At 45.8% G+C, this 21,836-nt stretch carries 22 protein-coding genes and 1 tRNA gene; 9 read left to right on the forward strand and 14 right to left on the reverse strand.

Annotated features, from left to right (window positions below):
* Nucleotides 1-36: 36 nt before the first annotated feature.
* Nucleotides 37-1,071 (forward strand): small ribosomal subunit biogenesis GTPase RsgA, encoded by a 1,035-nt coding sequence (gene rsgA / locus AABA11_RS09605; protein WP_338267361.1) that lies wholly within the window; start codon nt 37-39, stop codon nt 1,069-1,071.
* On the opposite strand, the gene AABA11_RS09610 is transcribed toward rsgA, so the two are convergent.
* Both AABA11_RS09610 and motA read right to left on the reverse strand, forming a co-directional pair.
* Nucleotides 1,068-1,973: a flagellar motor protein MotB gene (locus AABA11_RS09610; protein WP_265728227.1), complete on the reverse strand. Its 906-nt coding sequence runs from the start codon at nt 1,971-1,973 to the stop codon at nt 1,068-1,070. The genes rsgA and AABA11_RS09610 overlap by 4 nt on opposite strands.
* Nucleotides 1,974-2,007: 34 nt before the next feature.
* The gene (motA, locus tag AABA11_RS09615; RefSeq protein WP_338267364.1) at nt 2,008-2,862 is read right to left on the reverse strand and encodes a flagellar motor stator protein MotA; all 855 of its coding nucleotides are present in this window, start codon (nt 2,860-2,862) and stop codon (nt 2,008-2,010) included.
* A 120-nt stretch (nt 2,863-2,982) separates the two neighbouring features.
* On the opposite strand from motA, the gene AABA11_RS09620 reads away from it, so the two are divergent.
* Nucleotides 2,983-4,464, forward strand: a complete 1,482-nt coding sequence (locus AABA11_RS09620) for an HDOD domain-containing protein (RefSeq protein WP_338267367.1) — start codon at nt 2,983-2,985, stop codon at nt 4,462-4,464.
* Between the two features lie 40 nt (nt 4,465-4,504).
* Nucleotides 4,505-5,365 (forward strand): archaetidylserine decarboxylase, encoded by an 861-nt coding sequence (gene asd, locus AABA11_RS09625; RefSeq protein ID WP_338267369.1) that lies wholly within the window; start codon nt 4,505-4,507, stop codon nt 5,363-5,365.
* A gap of 105 nt (nt 5,366-5,470) precedes the next feature.
* Here asd and secF read toward each other — a convergent pair whose 3' ends face one another.
* The 5 genes from secF to queA form a co-directional block, all read right to left on the reverse strand.
* Nucleotides 5,471-6,385 (reverse strand): protein translocase subunit SecF, encoded by a 915-nt coding sequence (gene secF, locus AABA11_RS09630; protein ID WP_338267372.1) that lies wholly within the window; start codon nt 6,383-6,385, stop codon nt 5,471-5,473.
* A gap of 9 nt (nt 6,386-6,394) precedes the next feature.
* Nucleotides 6,395-8,245, reverse strand: a complete 1,851-nt coding sequence (gene secD, locus AABA11_RS09635) for a protein translocase subunit SecD (RefSeq protein ID WP_338267374.1) — start codon at nt 8,243-8,245, stop codon at nt 6,395-6,397.
* Nucleotides 8,246-8,323: 78 nt separating this feature from the next.
* Entirely contained in the window at nt 8,324-8,650 is a 327-nt protein-coding gene (yajC, locus tag AABA11_RS09640) for a preprotein translocase subunit YajC (protein ID WP_338267376.1), read from the reverse strand.
* A gap of 69 nt (nt 8,651-8,719) precedes the next feature.
* Nucleotides 8,720-9,838: a tRNA guanosine(34) transglycosylase Tgt gene (gene tgt, locus AABA11_RS09645; RefSeq protein WP_338269653.1), complete on the reverse strand. Its 1,119-nt coding sequence runs from the start codon at nt 9,836-9,838 to the stop codon at nt 8,720-8,722.
* 32 nt (nt 9,839-9,870) lie between these two features.
* A complete protein-coding gene (queA, locus tag AABA11_RS09650; protein ID WP_338267378.1) occupies nt 9,871-10,932 on the reverse strand; it encodes a tRNA preQ1(34) S-adenosylmethionine ribosyltransferase-isomerase QueA in 1,062 nt (353 codons plus the stop codon).
* 159 nt (nt 10,933-11,091) lie between these two features.
* Between queA and AABA11_RS09655 the strand changes: the two genes are divergently transcribed.
* Together AABA11_RS09655 and AABA11_RS09660 are read left to right on the forward strand one after the other, a co-directional pair.
* A tRNA-Leu gene (locus tag AABA11_RS09655) sits at nt 11,092-11,176 on the forward strand.
* 134 nt (nt 11,177-11,310) lie between these two features.
* On the forward strand, nt 11,311-11,526 hold the full coding sequence (locus tag AABA11_RS09660; protein WP_338267380.1) for a DUF2986 domain-containing protein: 216 nt from the start codon (nt 11,311-11,313) through the stop codon (nt 11,524-11,526).
* Here the strand turns inward: AABA11_RS09660 and AABA11_RS09665 are convergent.
* On the reverse strand, nt 11,523-12,338 hold the full coding sequence (locus tag AABA11_RS09665) for a helix-turn-helix domain-containing protein (RefSeq protein WP_338267383.1): 816 nt from the start codon (nt 12,336-12,338) through the stop codon (nt 11,523-11,525). The genes AABA11_RS09660 and AABA11_RS09665 overlap by 4 nt on opposite strands.
* A 234-nt stretch (nt 12,339-12,572) precedes the next feature.
* Between AABA11_RS09665 and AABA11_RS09670 the strand changes: the two genes are divergently transcribed.
* Genes AABA11_RS09670 through AABA11_RS09680 form a run of 3 tightly spaced genes read left to right on the forward strand, consistent with a single transcriptional unit; the run spans nt 12,573 to nt 16,491 of the window.
* Complete coding sequence (locus AABA11_RS09670) at nt 12,573-14,006, forward strand: alanine/glycine:cation symporter family protein (protein ID WP_338267386.1); 1,434 nt, start codon at nt 12,573-12,575, stop codon at nt 14,004-14,006.
* A 53-nt stretch (nt 14,007-14,059) separates the two neighbouring features.
* Nucleotides 14,060-15,463, forward strand: a complete 1,404-nt coding sequence (locus AABA11_RS09675; protein ID WP_338267389.1) for an aspartate ammonia-lyase — start codon at nt 14,060-14,062, stop codon at nt 15,461-15,463.
* Nucleotides 15,460-16,491, forward strand: a complete 1,032-nt coding sequence (locus tag AABA11_RS09680) for an asparaginase (RefSeq protein WP_338267392.1) — start codon at nt 15,460-15,462, stop codon at nt 16,489-16,491. The genes AABA11_RS09675 and AABA11_RS09680 overlap by 4 nt, the downstream gene beginning before the upstream one ends.
* A gap of 54 nt (nt 16,492-16,545) precedes the next feature.
* Here AABA11_RS09680 and AABA11_RS09685 read toward each other — a convergent pair whose 3' ends face one another.
* The 3 genes from AABA11_RS09685 to AABA11_RS09695 form a co-directional block, all read right to left on the reverse strand.
* Entirely contained in the window at nt 16,546-16,902 is a 357-nt protein-coding gene (locus AABA11_RS09685; protein WP_338267396.1) for a VOC family protein, read from the reverse strand.
* 7 nt (nt 16,903-16,909) lie between these two features.
* Complete coding sequence (locus tag AABA11_RS09690) at nt 16,910-17,797, reverse strand: EamA family transporter (RefSeq protein WP_338267398.1); 888 nt, start codon at nt 17,795-17,797, stop codon at nt 16,910-16,912.
* Between the two features lie 106 nt (nt 17,798-17,903).
* Entirely contained in the window at nt 17,904-18,101 is a 198-nt protein-coding gene (locus AABA11_RS09695) for a 4-oxalocrotonate tautomerase family protein (protein WP_265730197.1), read from the reverse strand.
* A 72-nt stretch (nt 18,102-18,173) separates the two neighbouring features.
* Between AABA11_RS09695 and AABA11_RS09700 the strand changes: the two genes are divergently transcribed.
* On the forward strand, nt 18,174-18,611 hold the full coding sequence (locus AABA11_RS09700) for a GtrA family protein (protein WP_338267402.1): 438 nt from the start codon (nt 18,174-18,176) through the stop codon (nt 18,609-18,611).
* Between the two features lie 41 nt (nt 18,612-18,652).
* Here the strand turns inward: AABA11_RS09700 and AABA11_RS09705 are convergent, their stop codons facing one another.
* From AABA11_RS09705 to AABA11_RS09715, 3 genes are all read right to left on the reverse strand, one after another.
* Nucleotides 18,653-19,654: a pirin family protein gene (locus AABA11_RS09705; RefSeq protein WP_338267405.1), complete on the reverse strand. Its 1,002-nt coding sequence runs from the start codon at nt 19,652-19,654 to the stop codon at nt 18,653-18,655.
* A gap of 148 nt (nt 19,655-19,802) precedes the next feature.
* A complete protein-coding gene (locus AABA11_RS09710; RefSeq protein ID WP_338267407.1) occupies nt 19,803-21,065 on the reverse strand; it encodes a sensor histidine kinase in 1,263 nt (420 codons plus the stop codon).
* The gene (locus AABA11_RS09715; RefSeq protein WP_338267409.1) at nt 21,062-21,742 is read right to left on the reverse strand and encodes a response regulator transcription factor; all 681 of its coding nucleotides are present in this window, start codon (nt 21,740-21,742) and stop codon (nt 21,062-21,064) included. The genes AABA11_RS09710 and AABA11_RS09715 overlap by 4 nt, the downstream gene beginning before the upstream one ends.
* Between the last annotated feature and the right edge of the window lie 94 nt (nt 21,743-21,836).

Raw genomic sequence — 21,836 nt, forward strand, 5'->3', positions numbered from 1 at the left:
ACTCTATGCGCCTTACTATATGACCAGACGAATCTAATGTCGAAGCGAAAACTTACCAAGCAACAAACGTGGCGAATTGAAAGAATTCAAAAAGAGCGTGTAGAACGCACTCAGAAACGCGGTGATATTGCCGAAGAGCTACTCCAATCCTCGGATCTTGGCTCTGAAACGGAAGGCATCATCATCTCGCATTTTGGCACCCAAGTAGAAGTAGAAGGCACCCAAGAGCCCTTTATCGGCATTTCTACGCGCTGTAACTTACGCGCCAATTTGGGCCAACTGGTTACTGGCGACAAAGTGGTCTGGCGCCCAAAACAAAATGAAGGTGGCGTTGTTGTCGCTACCACACCTAGGCACACGTCACTGTCTAGGCCAGACATGCACGGCCGCTTAAAACCTGTCGCTGCCAATATCGATCATATTGTCGTGGTAATTGCAGCTGAGCCCGTAGCTCATGCCAACCTCATTGACCGCTATTTAGTGGCGGCCGAAACCGTGGGCATCCCCCCCGTCATATTGCTTAATAAATGCGACCTAATAGACGAAACAAACCAAGCTGATCTAAATGAGCTACTTAAAACCTACGAAGACTTAAACTACAACATCATTAGAACTTCGATCAAAAACCAAGCAGGAATGGAAGCGCTCTATAATTTCTTACAAGACAAAACGAGTGTTTTTGTTGGTCAATCGGGTGTAGGAAAATCGTCCTTGATCGGAACGCTGCTACCTGGCATCGACATCAGTGTGGGAGAGCTTTCTCAGAAACGCAAAAAAGGCGTACACACCACCACGACAGCCAGACTATTTCACATGCCTAAGGGCGGAGACCTCATTGATTCCCCCGGGATTCGTGAATTCGGATTGTGGCATATTTCAGAAGACGAACTGCTAAATGGCTTTATTGAATTCCGACCGCACATTGGTTATTGCCGTTTTCGTGATTGCGCACACGAAAAAGAACCGGGGTGCGCTATTCTAGACGCACTGGAAAAAGGCGAAATAACCGAACACCGGTTCCAAAGCTTTTTAAGAATCAAACACTCTATTAGAGAAAACCAAGCATTTTAGAACACCGTTTCAGGGGTAAGCTTTAAATCTGATTGCTGGGCAGGATTACCGAAAAAACGACGATTCTGATCCAGCAATTTTCGATACGCTTCATCCGTCAACAACGTAATACTAATACGGCGGTTTTCGGCGCTGTCTGTATCAAATCGATTGTATGGAATCGTATCAGATAGCCCGATAACTTGAGCGAATCGCTTATCAGCCACACCACCCTCTTCCAAGATCCGGCGCGCCGCATTAGCTCGTAGCGCAGACAAATCCCAATTATCCAATCTATCACCACTAAATTTAGATGAGTCAGTATGCCCGGTAATAACAATTGGATTAGTAATCCGATTAAATATAGGTGACATTGTCAGCAACGTATTTTCTATATCCGGCATCATACGCGCACTGCCACGCTCAAACATAGGCTTGTCTGGATTATCCAGCAAGGTAATACGGACACCAAGAGGGGTGATTTCAATGCGCAAATTTTGCTGCTGAGAAAGCAAAACGTTCGTATTGCTCATTGCCTCTTGCAACATATTATTCAAACTGTTTGATTCAGCTGAATCTGGCCCATTACCCAACAACTCATCCTTCATCGGCAAATCCGTACTGCCGGGATCGGGCAACTGCAAATCCAGTTTTTTCTCGGGACTTTTGGCTGGACTGCCACCAAGATCGATAGGGTTAGCACTAAAGCCCGCCGTCGAAGGCCCCATCGGATCATGAAAATAACCTTCAATGCTAGCAAGCTCTTCAGGGGAAGCCACGCTCAGCAACCACAGCACCAAAAACAACGCCATCATCGCCAAAGCAAAGTCAGCAAGCGCAATTTTCCACGCTCCGCCGTGATGTCCGCCTTTCTTAATTTTTTTGACTCTGCGAATGACCAAGCCATTTGTACCTAGAGCCATGACCTACTCTCCTTTTTCTTGGCGAACATCCACATTAGCGATACTGCTTAAGACCATCAGACAGCTCAATAAAGCTCGGTCTCATTTCAGGTGGCAATAATTTGCGACCCGTTTCCACAGCAACAGGCGGCGCATACCCAGACACAATCGAATTCAAGCACGCCTTAATACACAAATACGCCTTTAATTCGTGCGCCCCCAAACTTTCTAAATGAGAAGCCGCTGGCCCAACAAAGCCATAACCAAAAAAGATACCTAAAAACGTCCCTACCAAAGCCGCCGCAACATGAGCACCAATTTCTTCCAGTGGCCCACCAATCGATCCCATTGTGATCACAATCCCCAATACGGCCGCAACAATACCAAAGCCGGGAAGAGCCTCAGCCACACGAGTCAACGCATGGCTCGGAGCAACCAATTCCTCTTGTATTTGTTCTATTTCATTGTCCATGATGGCCTCAATCTCATAGGCAGGCAAACCCGTTAACGTGAAAATACGATAATTATCGGTTAAAAAGTTCACCACCTCATGGTCACGAATGACATCTGGAAAACGACCAAATAACTCACTTGTCATCGGCGATTCAATGTCTTCTTCTATTGATAAGAAACCCTGCTGTCGGCTTTTTTGAAAAAGACAATACATCAAGCCCAACAACTGCAAATAAAACGCTTTATTGTGACGGCTGCCAGAAAAAACTTGCGGCAACATCGTCAGCACTTTTTTCTGTACCACAAAAGGATTTGCCACCATAAATGCGCCCAATGCAGCGCCACAAATAATGAGCACTTCGAATGGTTGCCATAACGCCAGCATATTACCGTGAGACGCTAAATAGCCTGAAACAACACTGACGATAACCACTAGCAAACCCGCTAATGCAAACATATTACCTTCCTTAATACTGACAAAGTATGCTCTTACCTCAATATACAGTATGATTAATGAGATCAGAAATATAAGAGCATTTAATTAGTCACTTACTACGAGCCATCAATGTAACCAGCTATGAAAGACAAGTCACCATCTGGCCTAAATGAATGGCTACATTTCTTACAAAATAAAAAATTTCCCGTAAAAGCGGTAAATCTAACTCGTCTTAAGGCGCAAATTTCAAGAACAGAAGACACGCTTGATGACATGCAAAGTAATATCGCCTCAGATCCTTTGCTCGCGTTTGCCATACTGAATGAAGCAAACAGAGTCACTCCGAACAAAGACAACGAAATCAACACCCCTTTTCACGCAGCAGCCATGGTGGGCATGAACGGCATTGGGAAACTGTTTTCACGCTTTGAGTCTTACAGCACACAATCCAGACACACGCCTCCTCATATCGTCGCTTTTTTACATGAAATACAAACCAGCTACGAAGCAGCAACCATTGCAAGACACTGGTCCATCGAAAAACTGACCAGCCATGAAGACGATATTTTCTGGATCACCCTGTTTCGAGATGCCGCACGATGGTTACTGTGGTTTTACGCCTACCCAACCATGGTCGAGCTAAAACAAAAAATCAGCCAAGGCGAAAAACCGGGCCAAGCAGAACTCAGCATACTCGGCTGTCGAATTGATGAGCTGACCGTTCATTTATGCAAGCACTGGCATACACCAAGCAAGGTCATGGAGTCATTCCTAACTAAACACATACCAACATCCAAAGAACTGCAAACCTTGGCACACCTTGCACATCACCCTGATGAACTGCCGCATTTCCCAGAGGACAAAAGACTGACCATACTCATTAATAACCCGCTTATTTTCTCTTTCTGTGCAAATAAAGTGGCGCACGAAGTCAGCCTAATGGGATGGGATTCTAAAAACCTGCCTTTTTTCTATCGGGTCATCGCAACCGTCATGCATCGACACATTGGCGACATAATCCAAACCACACACCGCGCCAGTGTCGAAGCCGCAACGCTGTTTAATACCAAAGGAACGATCCCACTGGCCTTACAATTGCTTGACCCGTACCTATATACAGGAAAAAAAGCACCGAAGCCGAAATCAGACAAAATCTCCCCTATTGCTCAGCTTAAAAAAGCACTAGGAAAACACGATATTTATGATACAAAACAAAAAACAAATTTGGCTCTTCAGACAATAAAGCAAGCCATTCCAAACGCGCAACACTGCATCATTTTCAAAACCGTCAACCAGAAAACAACACCTCTGTATCAATTCGGATACCATGCCGACACGATTAAGAAGATCAAATGGAACGCGCCCTCTAGCGTCTTTAATAAACTCACCAACGCCCGATCCGCCGTCCATCTTTCTGGTAAAAAACTCAATGGGTTAGTAAAAGATTTACCGCACACTTCAGATCAAATAATCGATACCAATAGCCACCTCATTCTCGCGTCAACACCGACATCAGAAAGAGAAATGGCAATATTTTGGCTAGAAACACGAACCGAATTTAGCGACAAAGATTACAGCAAGCTAAAACAAATAGTGTCTTTAATAAGCCATCGCACAACATGACATTCTTTTTAACCACTTTATTTACATCAGGACAAACAGCGTGACTAAAGATCAACTTTTTGCATTTGCACAACACATCACCCCACAAAAACTACTGTCAAGAAGCGTCGGCAAAATTGCAGAGTGTGAAAACACCTGGGTGAAAAACATCTTCATCAGCCAATTCGTCAAGAAATACCAAGTAGATATGTCCGAAGCGGTAAACAGCGATGCGCTCTCTTATCGCAATTTCAACGACTTTTTCACTCGTGCCATTCGACCTGAATTACGCCCTATCTGCCCTGAAGAAAATGGCATTGCCTGCCCTGCAGATGGCGCAATCAGCCAGCTAGGCAAGATTGAACATGGCACATTATTTCAAGCAAAAGGTCACCATTACAGCCTAACCAGCCTACTTGGTGGCGACGCCTCTTTATCTAACCAATTTCTCGGTGGATCTTTCGCCACAGTGTATCTTTCACCAAAAGACTATCATCGTGTTCACATGCCATTGACTGGCAAACTGACCAAGATGATCCACATCCCTGGGAAGCTTTTCTCGGTAAACAAAGTCACTGCCGAACAAATTCCTAACGTTTTCGCCCGCAATGAACGTACTGTATGCCTGTTTGAAACAGAAGCTGGCCCTATGGCAGTGATCCTGGTTGGCGCCATGATTGTGGCCAGCATCGAAACCGTGTGGGCAGGTCAAGTCACACCATTTAATAAAAACGTTGTGACGTGGGATTATGATCAACTGAGTAACATCGAGATTAAAAAAGGCGAAGAAATGGGCCGCTTTAAGCTTGGCTCCACCGCTATCGTTTTATTTGGCAAAGACGCCATTCATTGGGAAGACTCCCTGCAAGCCGAAACCCCCACTCAAATGGGCATGCACTTCGGCAAAATAGCCGACAAATAAAGCAACTTGTCGTTTTTAAAATAGACAAAACAAAGCACCCAACAACAAAAAAAGCCTGCTTCAAAGCAGGCTTTTTTTGTTGTTCATCAAATACGAGCTGCCAAATTAAGGCAAATCGTCTTCTAACTCTTCTTTAGGCGCTGGAATCAAATCTTCTTTCTTTACATCCATTGCCAGCAATAAATTTGCCGCAACAAAAATAGAAGAATACGTACCAATCACAATACCCACAAGCAAAGCCATAGAGAAGTTATGAATAGCCTCACCGCCAGCCACAAACAAAACCACCAACACAAACAAGGTTGTCAAAGAGGTGATCAAGGTACGGCCCAGTGTTTGATTGATAGACTCATTAACCAAATCGTACGGCTCAGTATCGCGCATAATCCGGAAATTCTCGCGGATCCGATCACACACAACAATGGTATCGTTAAGCGAGTAACCCACTACAGCAAGCAACGCCGCCAGCACCGTTAAGTCAAATTCCACTTCAAAGATAGAAAAGAAACCTAATGTGATAATAACGTCGTGAATCAACGCCGCAACAGACGCCAAAGAGAACTTAAACTGGAAACGTACCGCCACGTAAATCATCACAATAGCCAAGGCAAGTAACATGCCCAACCCACCCTGTTCACGCAACTCTTCCCCTACTTGAGCGCCCACAAACTCAGAACGCTGAAGCGAGACCGTTGTTTCACCATGATTCTGCAAAGTAGATAACACTTCATCACCCAGCGTCGGGGTGTACGCGTTAGCCATTCGCACAACAACGTCTGTCGGTGAACCAAAGTTTTGTACCACGACATCGGAATAGCCATTGGCGCCCAGCACATCACGAACATCGTCTAATTTTGGCGCTTCTTCGTAAGCCACCTCAATCAAGGTCCCGCCCGTAAAATCAAGACCGAACTGCAACCCCTTCGTCGCCAAAGACCCAAGAGAGATAATGATCAGCGTGAGCGAAAAAACAGCGACGATTTTACGCATTGCCATAAACGGAATATTTGTCACTTTCATGGCACCCTCCTATATATACAGTTTCTTGTTTTTACGACCACCGTACACAAGATTGACTTGCGCACGCGTTACAACAATCGCTGTAAACATAGAAGTAATAATACCCAGCGACAAAGTAACGGCGAACCCTTTCACAGGCCCCGTCCCAACAGCAAACAAAATCACAGCCACCAACAAAGTCGTAATGTTGGCGTCAAAAATGGTTGTGAATGCACGGTTAAAACCAGAATGTATCGCCTGCTGGCTAGGCAAACCATTTGCCAATTCCTCTTTTATTCGAGAGAAGATCAGCACGTTTGCATCCACGGCCATACCCATTGTCAACACAATACCCGCAATACCCGGCAAGGTTAACGTGGCAGACAACAACGACATGCACGCCATCAACAGCACAATATTCAATGCCAACGAGATATTGGCAAAAATACCAAACACCTTGTAATAAACCAGCATGAACAACATAACCACTAACAAACCAATCTGAGCAGAACTCACGCCCAACTTGATGTTTTCAGCCCCTAGGCTTGGCCCAATTGTGCGCTCTTCCACAAAGTAAATTGGCGCAGCCAAAGCACCAGCACGAAGCAACAACGCCAACTCAGAAGATTCACGCGGACTGTCTAAGCCAGTAATACGGAACGAGTTTCCTAGCGTAGTTTGAATCGTTGCCAATGAAATAATGCCCTTTTCACTGTAACTGCGACGCACCTCTTCCATTTTGCCGTCTTTTTCGACAAAGCGACTACGAGATTTGTGTTCAATAAACACAACGCCCATATTTCGGCCTACCGCAGCACGAGTCACTTTGCTCATCTGCTTGCCACCCTTAGAGTCCAAGCTGATGTTTACTTGAGGTTGACCATTTTCATCAAAAGAGGAGCTGGCATCAGAAACACTGTCACCAGTAATAATGATATCGCGCTCTAAACGCGCGGTACGACCACTGCCATCGCGGAATGTCAGCGTTTCAATATCTGCACCCTTGTCGTCTAAACCAGCTTCCAAGTGGAATTCAAGGTTTGCTGTCGCACCGATAATACGTTTCGCAGCCGCAGTATCTTGCACACCAGGAAGCTCAACCACGATACGGTTACTACCCTGACGCTGAACCAGAGGCTCAGCCACACCCAACTCATTCACACGATTACGCAGGGTTGTTAAGTTTTGCTGCAACGCATAAGACTCAATTTCCTTCTTAGCGGCTTCAGTGAAGCTCACATCCAAGAAGAAGTCACTGCCCTCTTGTCGAGTCGCGTAACGATATTCAGAAAAATCACGCTTCAATAGCGTTTCAGCCAAATCAAGATCCGACTGCTGCAAGAAACGAATCGACAAAACACCGTTATCGACATCCACACTGCGGTAGCGAATGCGGTCGCTGCGCAATGCAGCTTTCATCTCACTAGAGCTAACATCCAACTTCTGTTTCAATGCCGCTGGCGTATCCACTTCCAACAAAAAGTGCACACCACCACGCAAATCAAGGCCCAATTTAGCAGGACCCGCTCCCAATGATGACAACCAATCTGGCGTCGTCGGAACAAGATTAAGCGCCGTTACAAAATCATCACCCAAAGCCGCCGCCACAACAGGCTTAGCAGCAAGTTGGTCCTCGCCACTATTAAAGCGCAAGGTACCACCAGCAGAAGTCAACTCTGCTTGTTTTAAATCTATATTAGCTTTCGAAAGCGCAGTTTTTGCTTTTTGCAACGTCTGCTCATCAACAACAGCCGTGCTTTTTTGGGTAGATAGTTGTAGCGCTGGATCATCCGGATAAAGGTTTGGGAAGGCATAGAGTAGCCCCAAAGCCAAAACGAGAAGAATTAGCAAATACTTCCACAAGGGGTACTTGTTAAGCATGAAAAATCCTTTACACCTAAAAAATTAAAGGGATCGATAAAGAAGAAAAGCGCCTAAAAAGGCGCTTTTCTGAGAAAGTTAAATAGACTTTAACGTTCCTTTAGGCAATACAGCAGCAACAGAAGACTTTTGGAATTTCATTTCAACGCCTTCAGCAACTTCAAGCACTACGTAGTTATCATCTACTTTAGATACTTTACCTAGAACACCACCGCCAGTTACGACCTCAGTGCCTTTCGCTAATGATGCAATCAAGTTTTTATGCTCTTTTGCACGTTTCGCTTGTGGGCGCCACATAAGGAAGTAAAAAATAACAACGAAGCCAGCAAGAAGTACTAGGTTAAAAATACCTGCATCTGCTGGTGCGCCGCCTTCAGCGTAAGCTGGTGAGATCAATGCGATCATGAGTTAACTCTCCAATGGTTTATGAAACTCTCGCCGTTCCTAACGTTAAGAACATGCATATTTTGTTTATTATTCACTCAAAGACGGCGTTTCTAAGCCGCGCTTTGCATAAAACTCGTCAACAAAGGCGTCAAATCTACCTTCATCGAGCGCCTTACGCAATCCCGCCATGAGCGTTTGGTAATATCGTAGATTATGAATGGTGTTTAATTGAGCACCGACCATTTCTTGACACTTATCCAAATGATGTAAATAAGACCGAGAAAAGTTTTTACAAGTGTAACAATCACATTCTTTGTCTAATGGCCCCACATCGTGACGATATTGCGCATTACGAATACGCACCACACCATCCGATGTAAACAAATGTCCGTTACGAGCATTACGCGTAGGCATAACACAATCGAACATATCAACACCACGACGAACACCCTCAACCAAATCTTCTGGTTTGCCCACGCCCATCAAATAACGAGGCTTATCGGCCGGCATTTTTGGTGTAGTGTGGTCTAACACCTTCATCATTTCGTCTTTCGGCTCGCCCACGGACAATCCGCCGATCGCATAGCCATCAAACCCAATATCAACCAAACCCTCTAAGGATTCATCACGAAGGTTCTCGTACATGCTGCCTTGAATGATCCCAAACAAAGCAGACGGGCTATCTCCGTGTTCGTCTTTCGAGCGCTTCGCCCAACGCAAACTCATGCGCATGGACTTAGCCGCCACTTCCGGTGTTGCCGGATAAGGCGTACATTCGTCGAAAATCATCACGACATCAGAGCCAAGGTCACGCTGAACTTGCATGGATATTTCAGGGCTTAAAAATACTTTAGAGCCATTTATTGGCGAACGAAAGCTAACACCTTCTTCCGTAATTTTACGCATTTCGCCAAGTGAAAAGACTTGAAATCCACCGGAATCCGTCAGAATTGGCTTTTTCCATTGGGTAAAATCATGCAAATCTCCATGGGCTTTCACCACATCTGTCCCCGGACGCAACCAAAGATGAAACGTGTTACCCAAAATAATATCGGCACCAATTTCTTCAATGTCTTTGGTCAACATGCCTTTCACCGTACCGTAAGTACCAACAGGCATAAAAGCGGGTGTTTCAACCTTCCCACGTGGAAACGTCAAAGTCGCTCTGCGCGCCTTCCCTGACGTAGTGTGAAGTTCAAAATCCATAAAACATTCTGGACGCTTATCAGACATACGTCTTATTCCTCACTTTGCGGGCCTTTGGCCTGCGCATTTCGTGTAATAAACATGGCATCACCATAACTAAAAAATCGATATTTCTGCTCTACTGCCGCTTTATAAGCCGCCATTACATGATCGTAGCCTGCAAACGCACTAATCAGCATAATCAACGTGGATTCAGGCAAATGAAAATTTGTCACCAACGCATCCACGGTTTTAAATTCATAACCTGGGTAAATAAAAATACTGGTGTCGTCCTTCATCGGCGCTATTTCACCACTTTGACTCGCCGATTCAAGGCTACGCACACTGGTCGTCCCAACCGCAATCACTCGACCACCACGCGCCTTTGTGGCTTTTACCTGTTCAACCACACTGGGCTCAACTTCCACATATTCAGCGTGCATTATATGGTCTTGCACATTTTCCACCTTCATCGGTTGGAATGTCCCAGCACCGACATGTAAGGTAACAAATGCCGTTTCAACCCCTTTTGCCTTCAGTTTTTCAAGTAACGCCTCATCAAAATGCAACCCCGCTGTAGGCGCTGCCACCGCTCCGGGTTTTTGATTATAAACCGTTTGATAACGTTCTTGGTCGCTGTCTTCATCAGGTCGCTCAATATATGGAGGCAGCGGCATGTGCCCCACTCGAGTCAACACATCCAAAACCGGCTCATTAAAAACAAGATGAAACAACGCGCCAGACCGAGCCACCATAGTGGCTTCAATTTGTTCGCCTTTATCTTGCCCCAAAATCAGCTTGCTGTTTTCTTTCGGCGATTTACTCGCACGAACATGCGCCAACGCCTCGTTGGTGTTAATCACACGCTCAATCAAGATCTCCACTTTTCCGCCGGATTCCTTTTGCCCAAAAACACGCGCCGCAATAACACGCGTGTTATTAAACACCATCAAATCACCAGGCTGCACCAAGTCCAGCACATCCGGAAACTGACGATGCGCAAGCTCACCACTAGGACCATCGAGATGCAATAATCGACTCGCGGTTCTATCTGGCGTGGGATAGTTGGCAATGAGAGAATCGGGTAAATCAAAGTGATAATCTGAAACGAGCATGAAAAGAAAACTACCTAGAAAAAATGACCCAGTATTCTAGCGAAAATCCGTTGAAAAAGGTACTTCCAAGCAACACCTTCGTAAAAAGATAAAATTATTTATAAAGATGTGTTGACTAATATTAAAAAAACATCTATTATACGCCTCACCTTTTTCAAGGCCAGTGTGGTGGAATTGGTAGACACGACGGATTCAAAATCCGTTGCCTTCGGGTGTGGCGGTTCGAGTCCGCCTACTGGTACCAACATAAAAAAGCCCTGATCGTTGATCAGGGCTTTTTTTTCGTTCCTTGAATGTCATTCTTGGACCATTAACAAGACAAGCCCCATGTGCTATTACTGTTGCGCATCGGTCTACAGCATCATTTTAGGAATACACATGAATCGCCGCAAAAAAATCAAAGACATTTACGACAAGCGTATGAAGCAGGCCAACCTAAAGGCGAACCCAAAAAAAGCAAAGCCTAAATACATTTCTAAAGCTGAACGCGCAAAAATGGAAGCCGAAGCCGCTGCCAATCAAACCGACGCAGCAGATATCCAAGCTATTGAAACAAGCGAAGCGTCAGAAACAATCGACACTAAACACGCTTAAAACCGCGCCCTAAAATGCCAGTCACCTTCGTTCATATCATTAGTGATAGACTGGCAAATATCTTCATCCAACTCGTCATCGTTAATGTCATACAACCCGCATTGAGCCACCGCACGCTGTTTGTTGATATTTTTACCTAAATATTCATACACCACGCGCACGCAACAAGGCGCTCTCTCGCCACTGCCCGACACCCCCAAACGCAAACCGGTCAAGCGCTCAACACGATTTCGAAACGATGGGTACAGAATCGTTTGCGTCATCTCAACGTGAGTCTGCACCTCATAATCGATTAAAAAAAGCCGATCTGACAACAGCTGAACCACACCTCGGTAAATACCATGAAACGACTTTTTTGCATTTCTGGGATTCAAACGTTCAGTACGCTGGTAATAGGTTTTGTCACCTTGTGACTCTATATGCACCAAAGTCCGTAGAATTTTCCCAGGGCAAGCCATGGAAAAATAATACTCAAAATAATAGCCACAATACTTTGATAGCCCGTGCTGACCAGACTCATTAAGCACATTAAATTGCTGCTGCTCAGGCGACACGGTTGTTATGTCGTCGTTCAGGCGGATTGGACGAGACTGTACCAATTGCGCGAACTCTGCACTTGACAGCATCATCTCAGCAGGTTCCACCCCGAAAAACTCACCAATACGTCGCAGCGTACTGTTACTGGGTACTGTGGTGCTATTTAAGTAACGATTGAATTGAGCACGATTAATATTCAAGCGCCGACATACATCTGCTACCGATTTGTAATAACTGCACAACAACTGCAAATTCGACGCTAGATTTTCAACCATGTTTTAATCCACCCCATTTCCACCACTAGAAAGCGTCAGTGTAATCAATAACCCTCTCAAAAACACGCCAAAAATGATGCTACTTGATACTCACAAAGCATCACATAGCATCACATAGCATCACAAAGTACCTTTTTACGAACTCCCTTTCTGACTGTTTTTTCGTTCCAATGAGCGCTCTAACAAACTCAGTTTTTCTCAATAATAAATCTAAAAATAGGAGCTCAACCTATCATGCTATCCCTTCTCACCGACTTGCTTTGGAGCAAGGTTCTTATCGCCGTATTAATCGGCATTGGTATCTGGTTCACCGTTGCGACCCGTTTTGTGCAATTTCGCTATTTTGGCAACATGTTTGGCATTCTGACGGCCAAACACCATGAAGCCGATGGCAAACACTTAAGCTCATTTCAAGCCTTAATCTTATCCGTGGCCGGCCGCGTTGGCGGTGGCAATATTGCTGGTGTGGCCGTCGCCATTACGATTGGTGGCCCAGGCGCGATTTTCTGGATGTGGGTGGTTGGCCTAATGGGCATGGCAACCAGCTTCGTGGAATGTATGCTGGCACAAACATATAAAAAGGCAGAGAACGATGGCACGTATCGTGGCGGCCCTGCTTACTATATTGAGCGCGGTCTAGGCAAAAATTGGAAATGGCTTTCTGTATTATATTCCATCTTGCTGTTGGCAACGTTTGGTATCGCCTTCACCACATTACAGTCGTATTCTGTCGCAACGTCATTAGAAGACGCTTTCGGCATCCAACCTTACTACAGCGGCATTGGTATGGCCCTCATTGTTGGCCTAATTATTTTTGGCGGCGTAAAGCGCATCGCGCAAGTTGCTGAAGTGTTGGTTCCTATTATGGCAGGCGGTTACTTACTGATTGCCCTGATTGTTCTAGCCATGAACCTAGAAGCCATTCCAGATACGTTACTTATGATAGTAAAAAGCGCCTTTGGACTAGAGCCTGCCTTTGGCGGCGGCATTGGTGCAGCGATTTTGATGGGCGTAAAACGTGGGCTTTTTTCTAACGAAGCAGGCCTTGGTAGCGCGCCAAACGTAGCCGCTGTGGCGTATATTCCGCACCCAGCTAACCAAGGTATTGTTCAAGCCTTCTCTGTTTTTATCGACACTATCGTACTGTGCACTTGTACCGCTTTGATCATTCTTCTTGGCAGTGCTTATGACCCAAGCAGTACAGACACCATTCAAGGCGTTGCACTAACGCAAGCCTCATTAGCGACGCACATGGGCGATTATGGGCGCATGTTTGTCAGTATCGCTCTGCTGCTATTTGGCTTTAGTACGATTTTATACAACTACTACTTGGGCGAAAACAGCGTAAGTTACCTAACCAAATCAGACAATCATGGCTTCTACATGAACGCCTTCCGCGTCATCATCATTTGCCTTTGCTGCACCGGCGCCATTCTTGACCTGGGCACAGTGTTCGCGTTTGCAGATTTAAGCATGGGCTTATTGGCACTGGTTAACTTATTCGCGCTCGCCTTGCTGTTTAAAGTCGCCAAACGCGTCATGAAAGATTTTGACGATCAACGTAAGCAAGGCAATAACATCCCCACATTTGAAGCAAACCGTTTTGCCGATTTGGATCTAGACCAAGAATCTTGGCCAAATAACGACAACACAAACAACCAACCATAATCCAACCTAGCAGACGTCTCACCGTACTTCGGTGAGACATCGGGAAAATCATCATGAATACTCGCTCTGAATACGATTTACTTGGCAATATGGACGTTCCCGTTGACGCCCTGTACGGCATACAAACATTGCGCGCTGCTCAGAATTTTTCGATCACTGGCGTCCCTATCTCGCATTTCCCTGAACTGATTAAAGCGCTGGCCATGGTAAAAGCGGCGGCGGCTCGAACCAACCAAGAAATGAAATTGTTGTCGGCCGAAAAAGCCGATGCGATTGTCTATGCCTGCCAAGATTTAATCCAAGGTCAATATCACGAACAATTCATTGTCGACGTTATTCAAGGCGGCGCCGGCACATCAACCAACATGAACGCCAATGAAGTCATTGCCAACATTGCCTTAATGAAATTGGGTCATGAAAAGGGCGAATACAAATACCTACACCCAAATGACGACGTAAACCGCTCACAATCCACAAATGATGCGTACCCAACGGCGGCATGCCTAGGCATTCAATTTGCGGCAGACAACTTTGTCCCCAGTCTTGCCTCACTAAAGGAAGCGCTAGAAGCCAAAGCGCGCGAGTTCGCGCACATAGTGAAAATGGGGCGCACGCAACTGCAAGATGCCGTACCAATGACATTAGGCCAAGAATTTGATGCCTTTGCCGTTACCCTTGGTGAAGACATTGATCGCATCAGCGAAGCTTGCACCCTACTTTGCGAAGTGAACCTTGGTGGCACCGCCATCGGCACCGGCATCAACACACCGGAAGGGTACGCTAAAATGGTCGTTGAGAAATTAGCCACCATTTCAACAAAACCCCTTGTCCCTGCCAGCAACCTAGTCGAAGCCACCTCCGACATGGGCGCATTCGTATTCTTTTCTGGGATTTTAAAACGCCTTGCGATCAAACTAAGCAAGATGAGCAATGACTTACGCTTGCTATCCAGCGGACCAAGAACCGGTTTAGGCGAAATCAATTTACCTCCTATGCAACCGGGCTCTTCTATTATGCCTGGCAAAGTAAACCCAGTGATTCCCGAGGCAATGAACCAAACCGCCTATCAAGTCATTGCCTCAGATCTTGCGGTGACACTGGCCGCTGAAGCTGGCCAGTTACAGCTAAACGCCATGGAGCCCATGATCATTTATAACGTACTCAATTCGTTAAAAATGCTCAAAGAAGCCTGCCAAATGCTGGAAACACGCTGCATACGCGGCATCACGGCCAACGAAGCAGTATGCGCAGGTCACGTTGAAAACAGCATTGGCATCATTACAGCGTTGGTTCCGCACATTGGTTACGCCAACGCCTCCCGCATTGCCAATACGGCACTGCATACGGGCAATACCGTGAAAGCCTTGGTCATCGAAGAAAGCCTACTTACCGAGGAGCAAGTGAACATGTTACTCAGCCCACAGTCCATGCTGTCGCCTAGCAAGGTGGTCATATGAGCGCTCAAGTTCTAATTTTATACACAGGCGGCACCATAGGCATGGTGCAAACAGAGCAGGGCTTGGCCCCTGCTTCTGGCTTGCAAGAGCGCATCGAAATGGCATTAGGGGTAAGCATAAACACACTACCCTCTTTTGAAGTGCTGGAAATTTCACCACTAATAGACAGCGCCAACATCACACCTCAGCACTGGACAAAATTGGCGTCTATTCTGGCGACACATTGGCAGGATTACGATGGCTTTGTGATTTTACATGGCACGGACACCATGGCTTACACTGCTTCGACGTTGTCTTTTATGCTAGGAGCTTGTGCGAAAAACATCATCTTAACTGGTTCGCAAATTCCGCTCGGCATGAACCGCAGCGATGCCACCTCCAACCTGCAAGCGGCGTTATCGCTGGCGGTTTCCCATAGAATTGCGGACGTGAGTCTGGTCTTTGATGGCAAACTCATGCGCGGTAATCGGATCCAAAAAATCAGCAGCGGCCGCTTTGAAGCGTTCCATACGCCAAATGACGATCTGCTTGGAGAACTTGCGATTGACGTTCAGCTATACCCAAATCGCATGACCCAGAGTGACACCACGACCCCACACTCATCACTGGACAACAACATTGTCAGTTTCAAAGACGGCGCCGTTGGAGTAATCACATTGCACCCTAGCCAGCCAGCGTCAATCTACCAAAGCGTATTAGACGATGACCATTGCAAAGCCATCGTGCTGATGACCTACGGCGCCGGCAATGTGCCCGATCAAAATCCGGCGTTTTTGTCGTTCTTAACAGAAGCCATGTTACGCAAGAAAAACATCGTCAACCTAACGCAATGCTTGCATGGCGGCGTATCCCAAGGTGCGTACGCTGCAGGATCGATTTTATCGTCGATGAATGTCTTAAGTGGCAGAGACATGACCTTAGAGGCCGCGTTCAGTAAGCTTCATTGGTTGATCGCAACAGGCGAACACTATTACAGCATATTGGAAAAGTGGAATATCAATTATTGCGGCGAATTCACACCGCAATAACGATTCAACATAATCATGTATGGCCTTTTCAATTGCGCGCAAAGGCCATTCTTTTTACTCGCTTGGCTCACTCCACACCGCCCATTCATTCCCACACGGATCAAGAAAGTGAAACCGTCGTCCGCCCGGAAAATCAAAGATCACCTGCTCTATCGTCCCACCCGCTGCCTGTACTTTTTCAAAGACAACCTCTAACTCATTGCTGTACAAAATCACCAACGCCGCGCCGTTTTGTGGCCTTGAGCAAAAATTTGCCTTAAAAAATCCGCCATCCAAACCAGCATTTTCAAAGGCAGAGTATTCCGCACCGTAATCTTTAAACCCCCAACCAAACACTTGACTGAAAAACGCTTTATTTAACGCCAAATCTCGTGCTGGCAGTTCTACGTAATTGATCTTATTAGGTTCCATGCATTCCTCACTTCACTGTCGATGTTACGACTAAAACAACGCTCATTAAAATCATAGCGCCGCCAACCCACTGTTGCTTTGTCATTTTTTCGGCAAAGCGCACTTTCGAATAGTACAGGGTTCCAATTATTTCAATCTGCCCTAACGTTTTCACCAAAGCCGGATTCACTAACGCAAAGCCTGTAAACCAACCAATAGAACCCAAAGAACTCAACACTCCTACTTTGCAACTTAGCGCAAATTCATGCTTAAAAGGAGCCAGCAAATCTTTGCTTTTATACATCTGAATACCGCATAGAATAATAGACTGCAACGCCAACACATACCAAAGCGTCACGCCAGCACTGGTTACTAACGACCCCGATAAGGCATGACTGGCCATCGACGCCGTAACAGACGTAATCGCAAAACAAAGCCCGCTTGCTAACCCAAGCAACAAAGAGATGTCTTTATGCGCTTGTCTAATATTCTTCCACTTCACACTCATGACAACCGCGCCCAATACACCTAAAAATATACCAGCCCACGACCCTATCGTCAGAGTGTAATGCAACAAAGGCAAGCCAATCAGCGCGGCGAGCACCGCTTCGGTCTTCGCCAGTAAAGTCCCCATTGCAAAACTGCCGGACTGAAACGCTCTTAACATAAAATACGTCGCCATAATCTGTGCAACAGCACACACACTGGCAGCAATAAAAAAGCGCGGGGGATTGCCCAATGATACCCAACCAAATAGCGACCAACAAATAACCAGATACACACTGACCAATGGCAAACCATATAAAGACCGCGCCATCGTGGCATGTAAGAAGCCAGCTTCACGAGCCAGAGTGTTTTGATACGCCGTTCGAACCGACTGACAACCCGCCGCAAACAGAGTAATAAAGATCCACATACCAACGCCTTATAGAGTCATTTGAAAGCGCTAGCATGCGGTTAAGAAAAGTATTTGTAAAAGGAATTAAACTTATATTTTGGATTCCTATTAGGAATCCATTTTGCTATTTTTTTCTCAATTCGGTGACCTGCTCGCCAGCAATCCCCCAGTTATCTGTGCTCACTTCATCAATCACCACCACCGTCGTCGCGGGATTTTTGCCAAGCACATCCACCAGCAAATCCGTCGTGCCTTTTATCAGTGCTTGCTTTTGTTCTTTGGTCACACCTTCATCAGTAATTCGTATATTTACATAGGGCATAATGGCTTCCTTGTTATTTTCAGCTCGTTAAATTTCATATTTTTTTAATATGCAGGCCTTTAGAATGGCATTATGCAGCGACTTTTTAAACACACTTTTATACGTTTTGCCCTTGTTGGCGGCATCGGCTTTTTGGTCGATCTTGCAAGTATGCTGCTGCTTTCCATTTGGCTGCCTCACATTGCCGCCCGTGCTCTGGCTTTTTGGGTTGCCGCTACCTCGAATTGGTGGTGGAACCGAACAATGACGTTTCGTCACACGACATCGCCCAACAACAAAAAAGCCGCCGTACTGCAATGGATGCAATTTATCGGCGGCTCTTTGATTGCCTTCATCCCTAACTGGGGGTGTTACCTTGCACTCATGGCGCAACCCCCTGCTTTTTCGGATTCCACACTGGACCAATTGTGGCCATATATGGCGATGGTACCCGGCGTGTTAATAGGCATGATACTGAACTATCTTTTGTCGCGCTTTTGGGTCTTTTCCCCAGCCAAACTAGACACGTAAACGCATCCGTTTACACAAAGAAAAACACCCAAGGCCATTATTTAAGACGCCTCGCCATGCTCAGCAAAACGGCCTTTTGACTTATCGTGCACTTGGTCGTGACGAGGCCAAGGCCAACCACCAAACTGCGTTCGTTGGTAGTCGTTAAAAGCTTGCTGAAGCTCCGCTCTGGTGTTCATCACAAAAGGACCATGTTGTTCGACATGTTCGCCAATAGGACGACCCTGCAACAATAAAAATCTGGCTTTTTTGCCCTTGTTCTTCAATACCAAGGACGCATCGCTTTTTAAGACAAACGCTTCATTAATAGGGGCATTACTCTCATTTAATGCCACCTTTTCACCTTCGAAAAAATACAGAGTACGACTCAGGTTCGCGGCAGCCGCTGGCAATGTCCACTCACCTTGTTCAGGTAAATCAATCAACCAAATAGCGACATCATTTTTACTATCCGCTGCCCATGAGTTTGGCGGACATGGTGACGGTTCAACATTTTGAAACGCCCCAGCCACGACTTTAACTTGAGTTTCTAGACCTTGACTGTCAGCCACACTCACCACTGGCGTGTCTTCATTCCACAGCATGGTAAAATGCGGCGGTACCATTTTATTCTTACTTGGCAGGTTTAACCAAATCTGAAAAAGCTCCAACGGATTAGGGCCTTCCTCATTCAGCAAAGGGAACATTTCAGAATGCTGTACACCTTCGCCCGCAGTCATCCACTGAGTGTCACCTTCGCCATAGCGCCCAGCGGCACCGATTGAATCCGCGTGGTCCACAAAACCTTTGTTTACGATCGTGACCGTTTCAAACCCGCGATGCGGATGCGCTGGAAAACCTGGAATACTTTTTCCGTGATACATGCGCCAGCCATCAATACCACCAAAATCTTGCCCCAAAGGACGGTTATTCAGCGGTGCATCTGGCCCCATAGACCCATTGGCTTTAGGGTAAGTATCGTTATGAAATGCACAAAATAGGAAAGGATCAAACGTTGGCCAAAACATTTGCAACGGAATACGCTTTAAAATTGGTGAACTCACAGAATCTTCTCCATCAACATCTTTATCAATATAAGAGAAATAATAACATCAAAAAACTTGATTGTTTTATGCTGATATTGGATCTAACTTATCTGTTATTTCAATATATTTACCAGCAAACAAGCGTTTTCCAGCGCCGTAAATCCACTTATGGGTACACAGGAAACACCACACTTGCAGTGCAACCGGCCAACTCATTATCTTGCAAACTAAACGTACATTTATATTTTTCGCAAATATCCCGAACAATCATCAGCCCCAGCCCATAGCTCTCGCCTCCTGGCTTACCACTGAGGCCGCAACCCGTATCAACAACAGACAAGACATTGTCTGAAACAACCAGATCAACCCGCCCCTCTTCGGTACACGCCAACGCATTTTTCACCAGATTTCCCACCAAAATATGAAAAGTCGGAATGGGGAGTTTCGTGATGATTTGCCCTTCCAGCACCACGTTCACCGACACATCAGCCGCCATCACGTAGCCCAAATGCATTTGCCGGATATTTTCTAGCTCACTCGGCTGTACCGTGCGTGTTGCGATGGTGTCCAAATCTTCATCACGCGTCAGAGACAACAAGGTCGTTATGTAATCTTCCATTTCTTGGCAGGCTTGAATCATTCGTGCGCGTTGACGCTCCAAAAAGGCTTTTGAATCGGATTTGCCAAGTAACGTCGTCGCACCTTTCATAACCATCAGAGGCGTTCGTAATTCATGGCTAGCGTAGCGATTAAACGCCCGCTCTCGCTCTATCAAATCACGAATTTGTATTTGATAGCTGTTCAAGCGATCCACCAATTGACGAATTTCCCGCGTCGCCGCTCCCTCTGGCAATTCGATCGCGCTTAGGTTAGCAGGACTGCGCTCGCCAAGACGTTGAGACAACAGGGAAAGCGGCTTGGTTAAGCGATCAGAAATTCGCATAACCACCCACAAACTGACAATCAGCAAAAGCAAAGACAGCATCAGCTGAGTACTTTGCGTTTCAAACATTTGCTCTTCGGATATTTCATAAATTTCGTCGTAATGAATGACGTAGATTTCTTTCATCTCACCGTTCAACATCACTTGCGAGCGCATGGAAAACATTTCTTCCGTGGTGTCAGAGTCTTCGTCTAGCTCAAACGGCTTGTCATCAATGATATTGGCGGCCAACACAATGCCGGGAGGCAAGTTTTCTTTCCCTACATACACTTCCGAAAATGGCGGAACGGACACATGCGTTTTTTGTGTTCCATTCAACAATGACACCGCCGTGTTTTTGTCTTTCAACATTCGATTTTCAGCGTAAATCATCTCTATGTTTTCTATCATCGACGTAAACATAGAAAAGTGAAACGCGATAATGGCAAACGCCACGATAGAAAAATACGTAAACGTCAGCTGTTTTGCGGTTTTAATTTGTTTCATTCATCACCTTCGGCGACCAAACGATAGCCTACTTTAGACACAGTGCGTAAATACGCATGGTCGAATGGGCGATCAATTAAGCTGCGTAATTGATAAATATGACTGCGCAGGACTTTACTATCCGGCTCCTCGTCCCCCCATAACGCATCACAAATTTCATCTTTTGACACCACATCAGGGGCTTTTTGAATCAGGCATTTCAGAATCGTGTACTGAGACGGATTCAATGAATATCGGCCACCTTCACGCTGCAACACACGAGTATTCATATCCAACGAAAGCTGACCAAAGCTCAATATACGATTGGCAACACTGCCTTTACGACGTCTGACCAAGGCTTGCAATCGAGAGTCCAATATTTCCAAATCAAACGGCTTTACCAAGTAATCGTCGGCTAAATGGTCGAAGCCCGCCACAATGTCGTCTTTAGTATCCCGCGCGGTGAGCATCAAAATGGGCGTGTCGATCCCCGCTTCTCTTAATGATTTGCATACTGTGAGACCGTCCATTTTGGGCAACATAACATCCAGAATGATCGCATCATAATGGGCGGATTTTGCCAACTCGTACCCTTGTAGGCCATTACTCGCATAATCCAAAACATAATCTTTGATCTCAAAATAATCAAAAATCACGCCAGCAATGTCCTTATGGTCTTCTACTAACAGTAATTTCATTTTTGTCTTAGCCCTGCATCATTTATCACTCAAATAGAAATGAGCTTATGGAATCAGATTGTCACATAAAGACATGAAAATAAAGTGAACGACC

Source organism: Marinomonas pontica (assembly GCF_036322735.1).
Taxonomy (GTDB): Bacteria; Pseudomonadota; Gammaproteobacteria; order Pseudomonadales; family Marinomonadaceae; genus Marinomonas; species Marinomonas pontica.

What these genes read in the sequence shown, in the direction of transcription:
- queA (WP_338267378.1), bottom strand. Translation starts at nt 10,932, where the DNA reads ATGCTCGTTTCAGATTATCACTTTGATTTACCCGATTCTCTCATTGCC.
- AABA11_RS09715 (WP_338267409.1), bottom strand. Translation starts at nt 21,742, where the DNA reads ATGAAATTACTGTTAGTAGAAGACCATAAGGACATTGCTGGCGTGATT.
- AABA11_RS09620 (WP_338267367.1), top strand. Translation starts at nt 2,983, where the DNA reads ATGAAAGACAAGTCACCATCTGGCCTAAATGAATGGCTACATTTCTTA.
- yajC (WP_338267376.1), bottom strand. Translation starts at nt 8,650, where the DNA reads ATGATCGCATTGATCTCACCAGCTTACGCTGAAGGCGGCGCACCAGCA.
- AABA11_RS09665 (WP_338267383.1), bottom strand. Translation starts at nt 12,338, where the DNA reads ATGGTTGAAAATCTAGCGTCGAATTTGCAGTTGTTGTGCAGTTATTAC.
- AABA11_RS09680 (WP_338267392.1), top strand. Translation starts at nt 15,460, where the DNA reads ATGAGCGCTCAAGTTCTAATTTTATACACAGGCGGCACCATAGGCATG.
- secD (WP_338267374.1), bottom strand. Translation starts at nt 8,245, where the DNA reads ATGCTTAACAAGTACCCCTTGTGGAAGTATTTGCTAATTCTTCTCGTT.
- AABA11_RS09610 (WP_265728227.1), bottom strand. Translation starts at nt 1,973, where the DNA reads ATGGCTCTAGGTACAAATGGCTTGGTCATTCGCAGAGTCAAAAAAATT.
- AABA11_RS09670 (WP_338267386.1), top strand. Translation starts at nt 12,573, where the DNA reads ATGCTATCCCTTCTCACCGACTTGCTTTGGAGCAAGGTTCTTATCGCC.
- tgt (WP_338269653.1), bottom strand. Translation starts at nt 9,838, where the DNA reads ATGGATTTTGAACTTCACACTACGTCAGGGAAGGCGCGCAGAGCGACT.
- AABA11_RS09660 (WP_338267380.1), top strand. Translation starts at nt 11,311, where the DNA reads ATGAATCGCCGCAAAAAAATCAAAGACATTTACGACAAGCGTATGAAG.
- rsgA (WP_338267361.1), top strand. Translation starts at nt 37, where the DNA reads ATGTCGAAGCGAAAACTTACCAAGCAACAAACGTGGCGAATTGAAAGA.
- AABA11_RS09690 (WP_338267398.1), bottom strand. Translation starts at nt 17,797, where the DNA reads ATGTGGATCTTTATTACTCTGTTTGCGGCGGGTTGTCAGTCGGTTCGA.
- AABA11_RS09700 (WP_338267402.1), top strand. Translation starts at nt 18,174, where the DNA reads ATGCAGCGACTTTTTAAACACACTTTTATACGTTTTGCCCTTGTTGGC.
- motA (WP_338267364.1), bottom strand. Translation starts at nt 2,862, where the DNA reads ATGTTTGCATTAGCGGGTTTGCTAGTGGTTATCGTCAGTGTTGTTTCA.
- AABA11_RS09685 (WP_338267396.1), bottom strand. Translation starts at nt 16,902, where the DNA reads ATGGAACCTAATAAGATCAATTACGTAGAACTGCCAGCACGAGATTTG.
- AABA11_RS09710 (WP_338267407.1), bottom strand. Translation starts at nt 21,065, where the DNA reads ATGAAACAAATTAAAACCGCAAAACAGCTGACGTTTACGTATTTTTCT.
- secF (WP_338267372.1), bottom strand. Translation starts at nt 6,385, where the DNA reads ATGAAAGTGACAAATATTCCGTTTATGGCAATGCGTAAAATCGTCGCT.
- AABA11_RS09675 (WP_338267389.1), top strand. Translation starts at nt 14,060, where the DNA reads ATGAATACTCGCTCTGAATACGATTTACTTGGCAATATGGACGTTCCC.
- AABA11_RS09695 (WP_265730197.1), bottom strand. Translation starts at nt 18,101, where the DNA reads ATGCCCTATGTAAATATACGAATTACTGATGAAGGTGTGACCAAAGAA.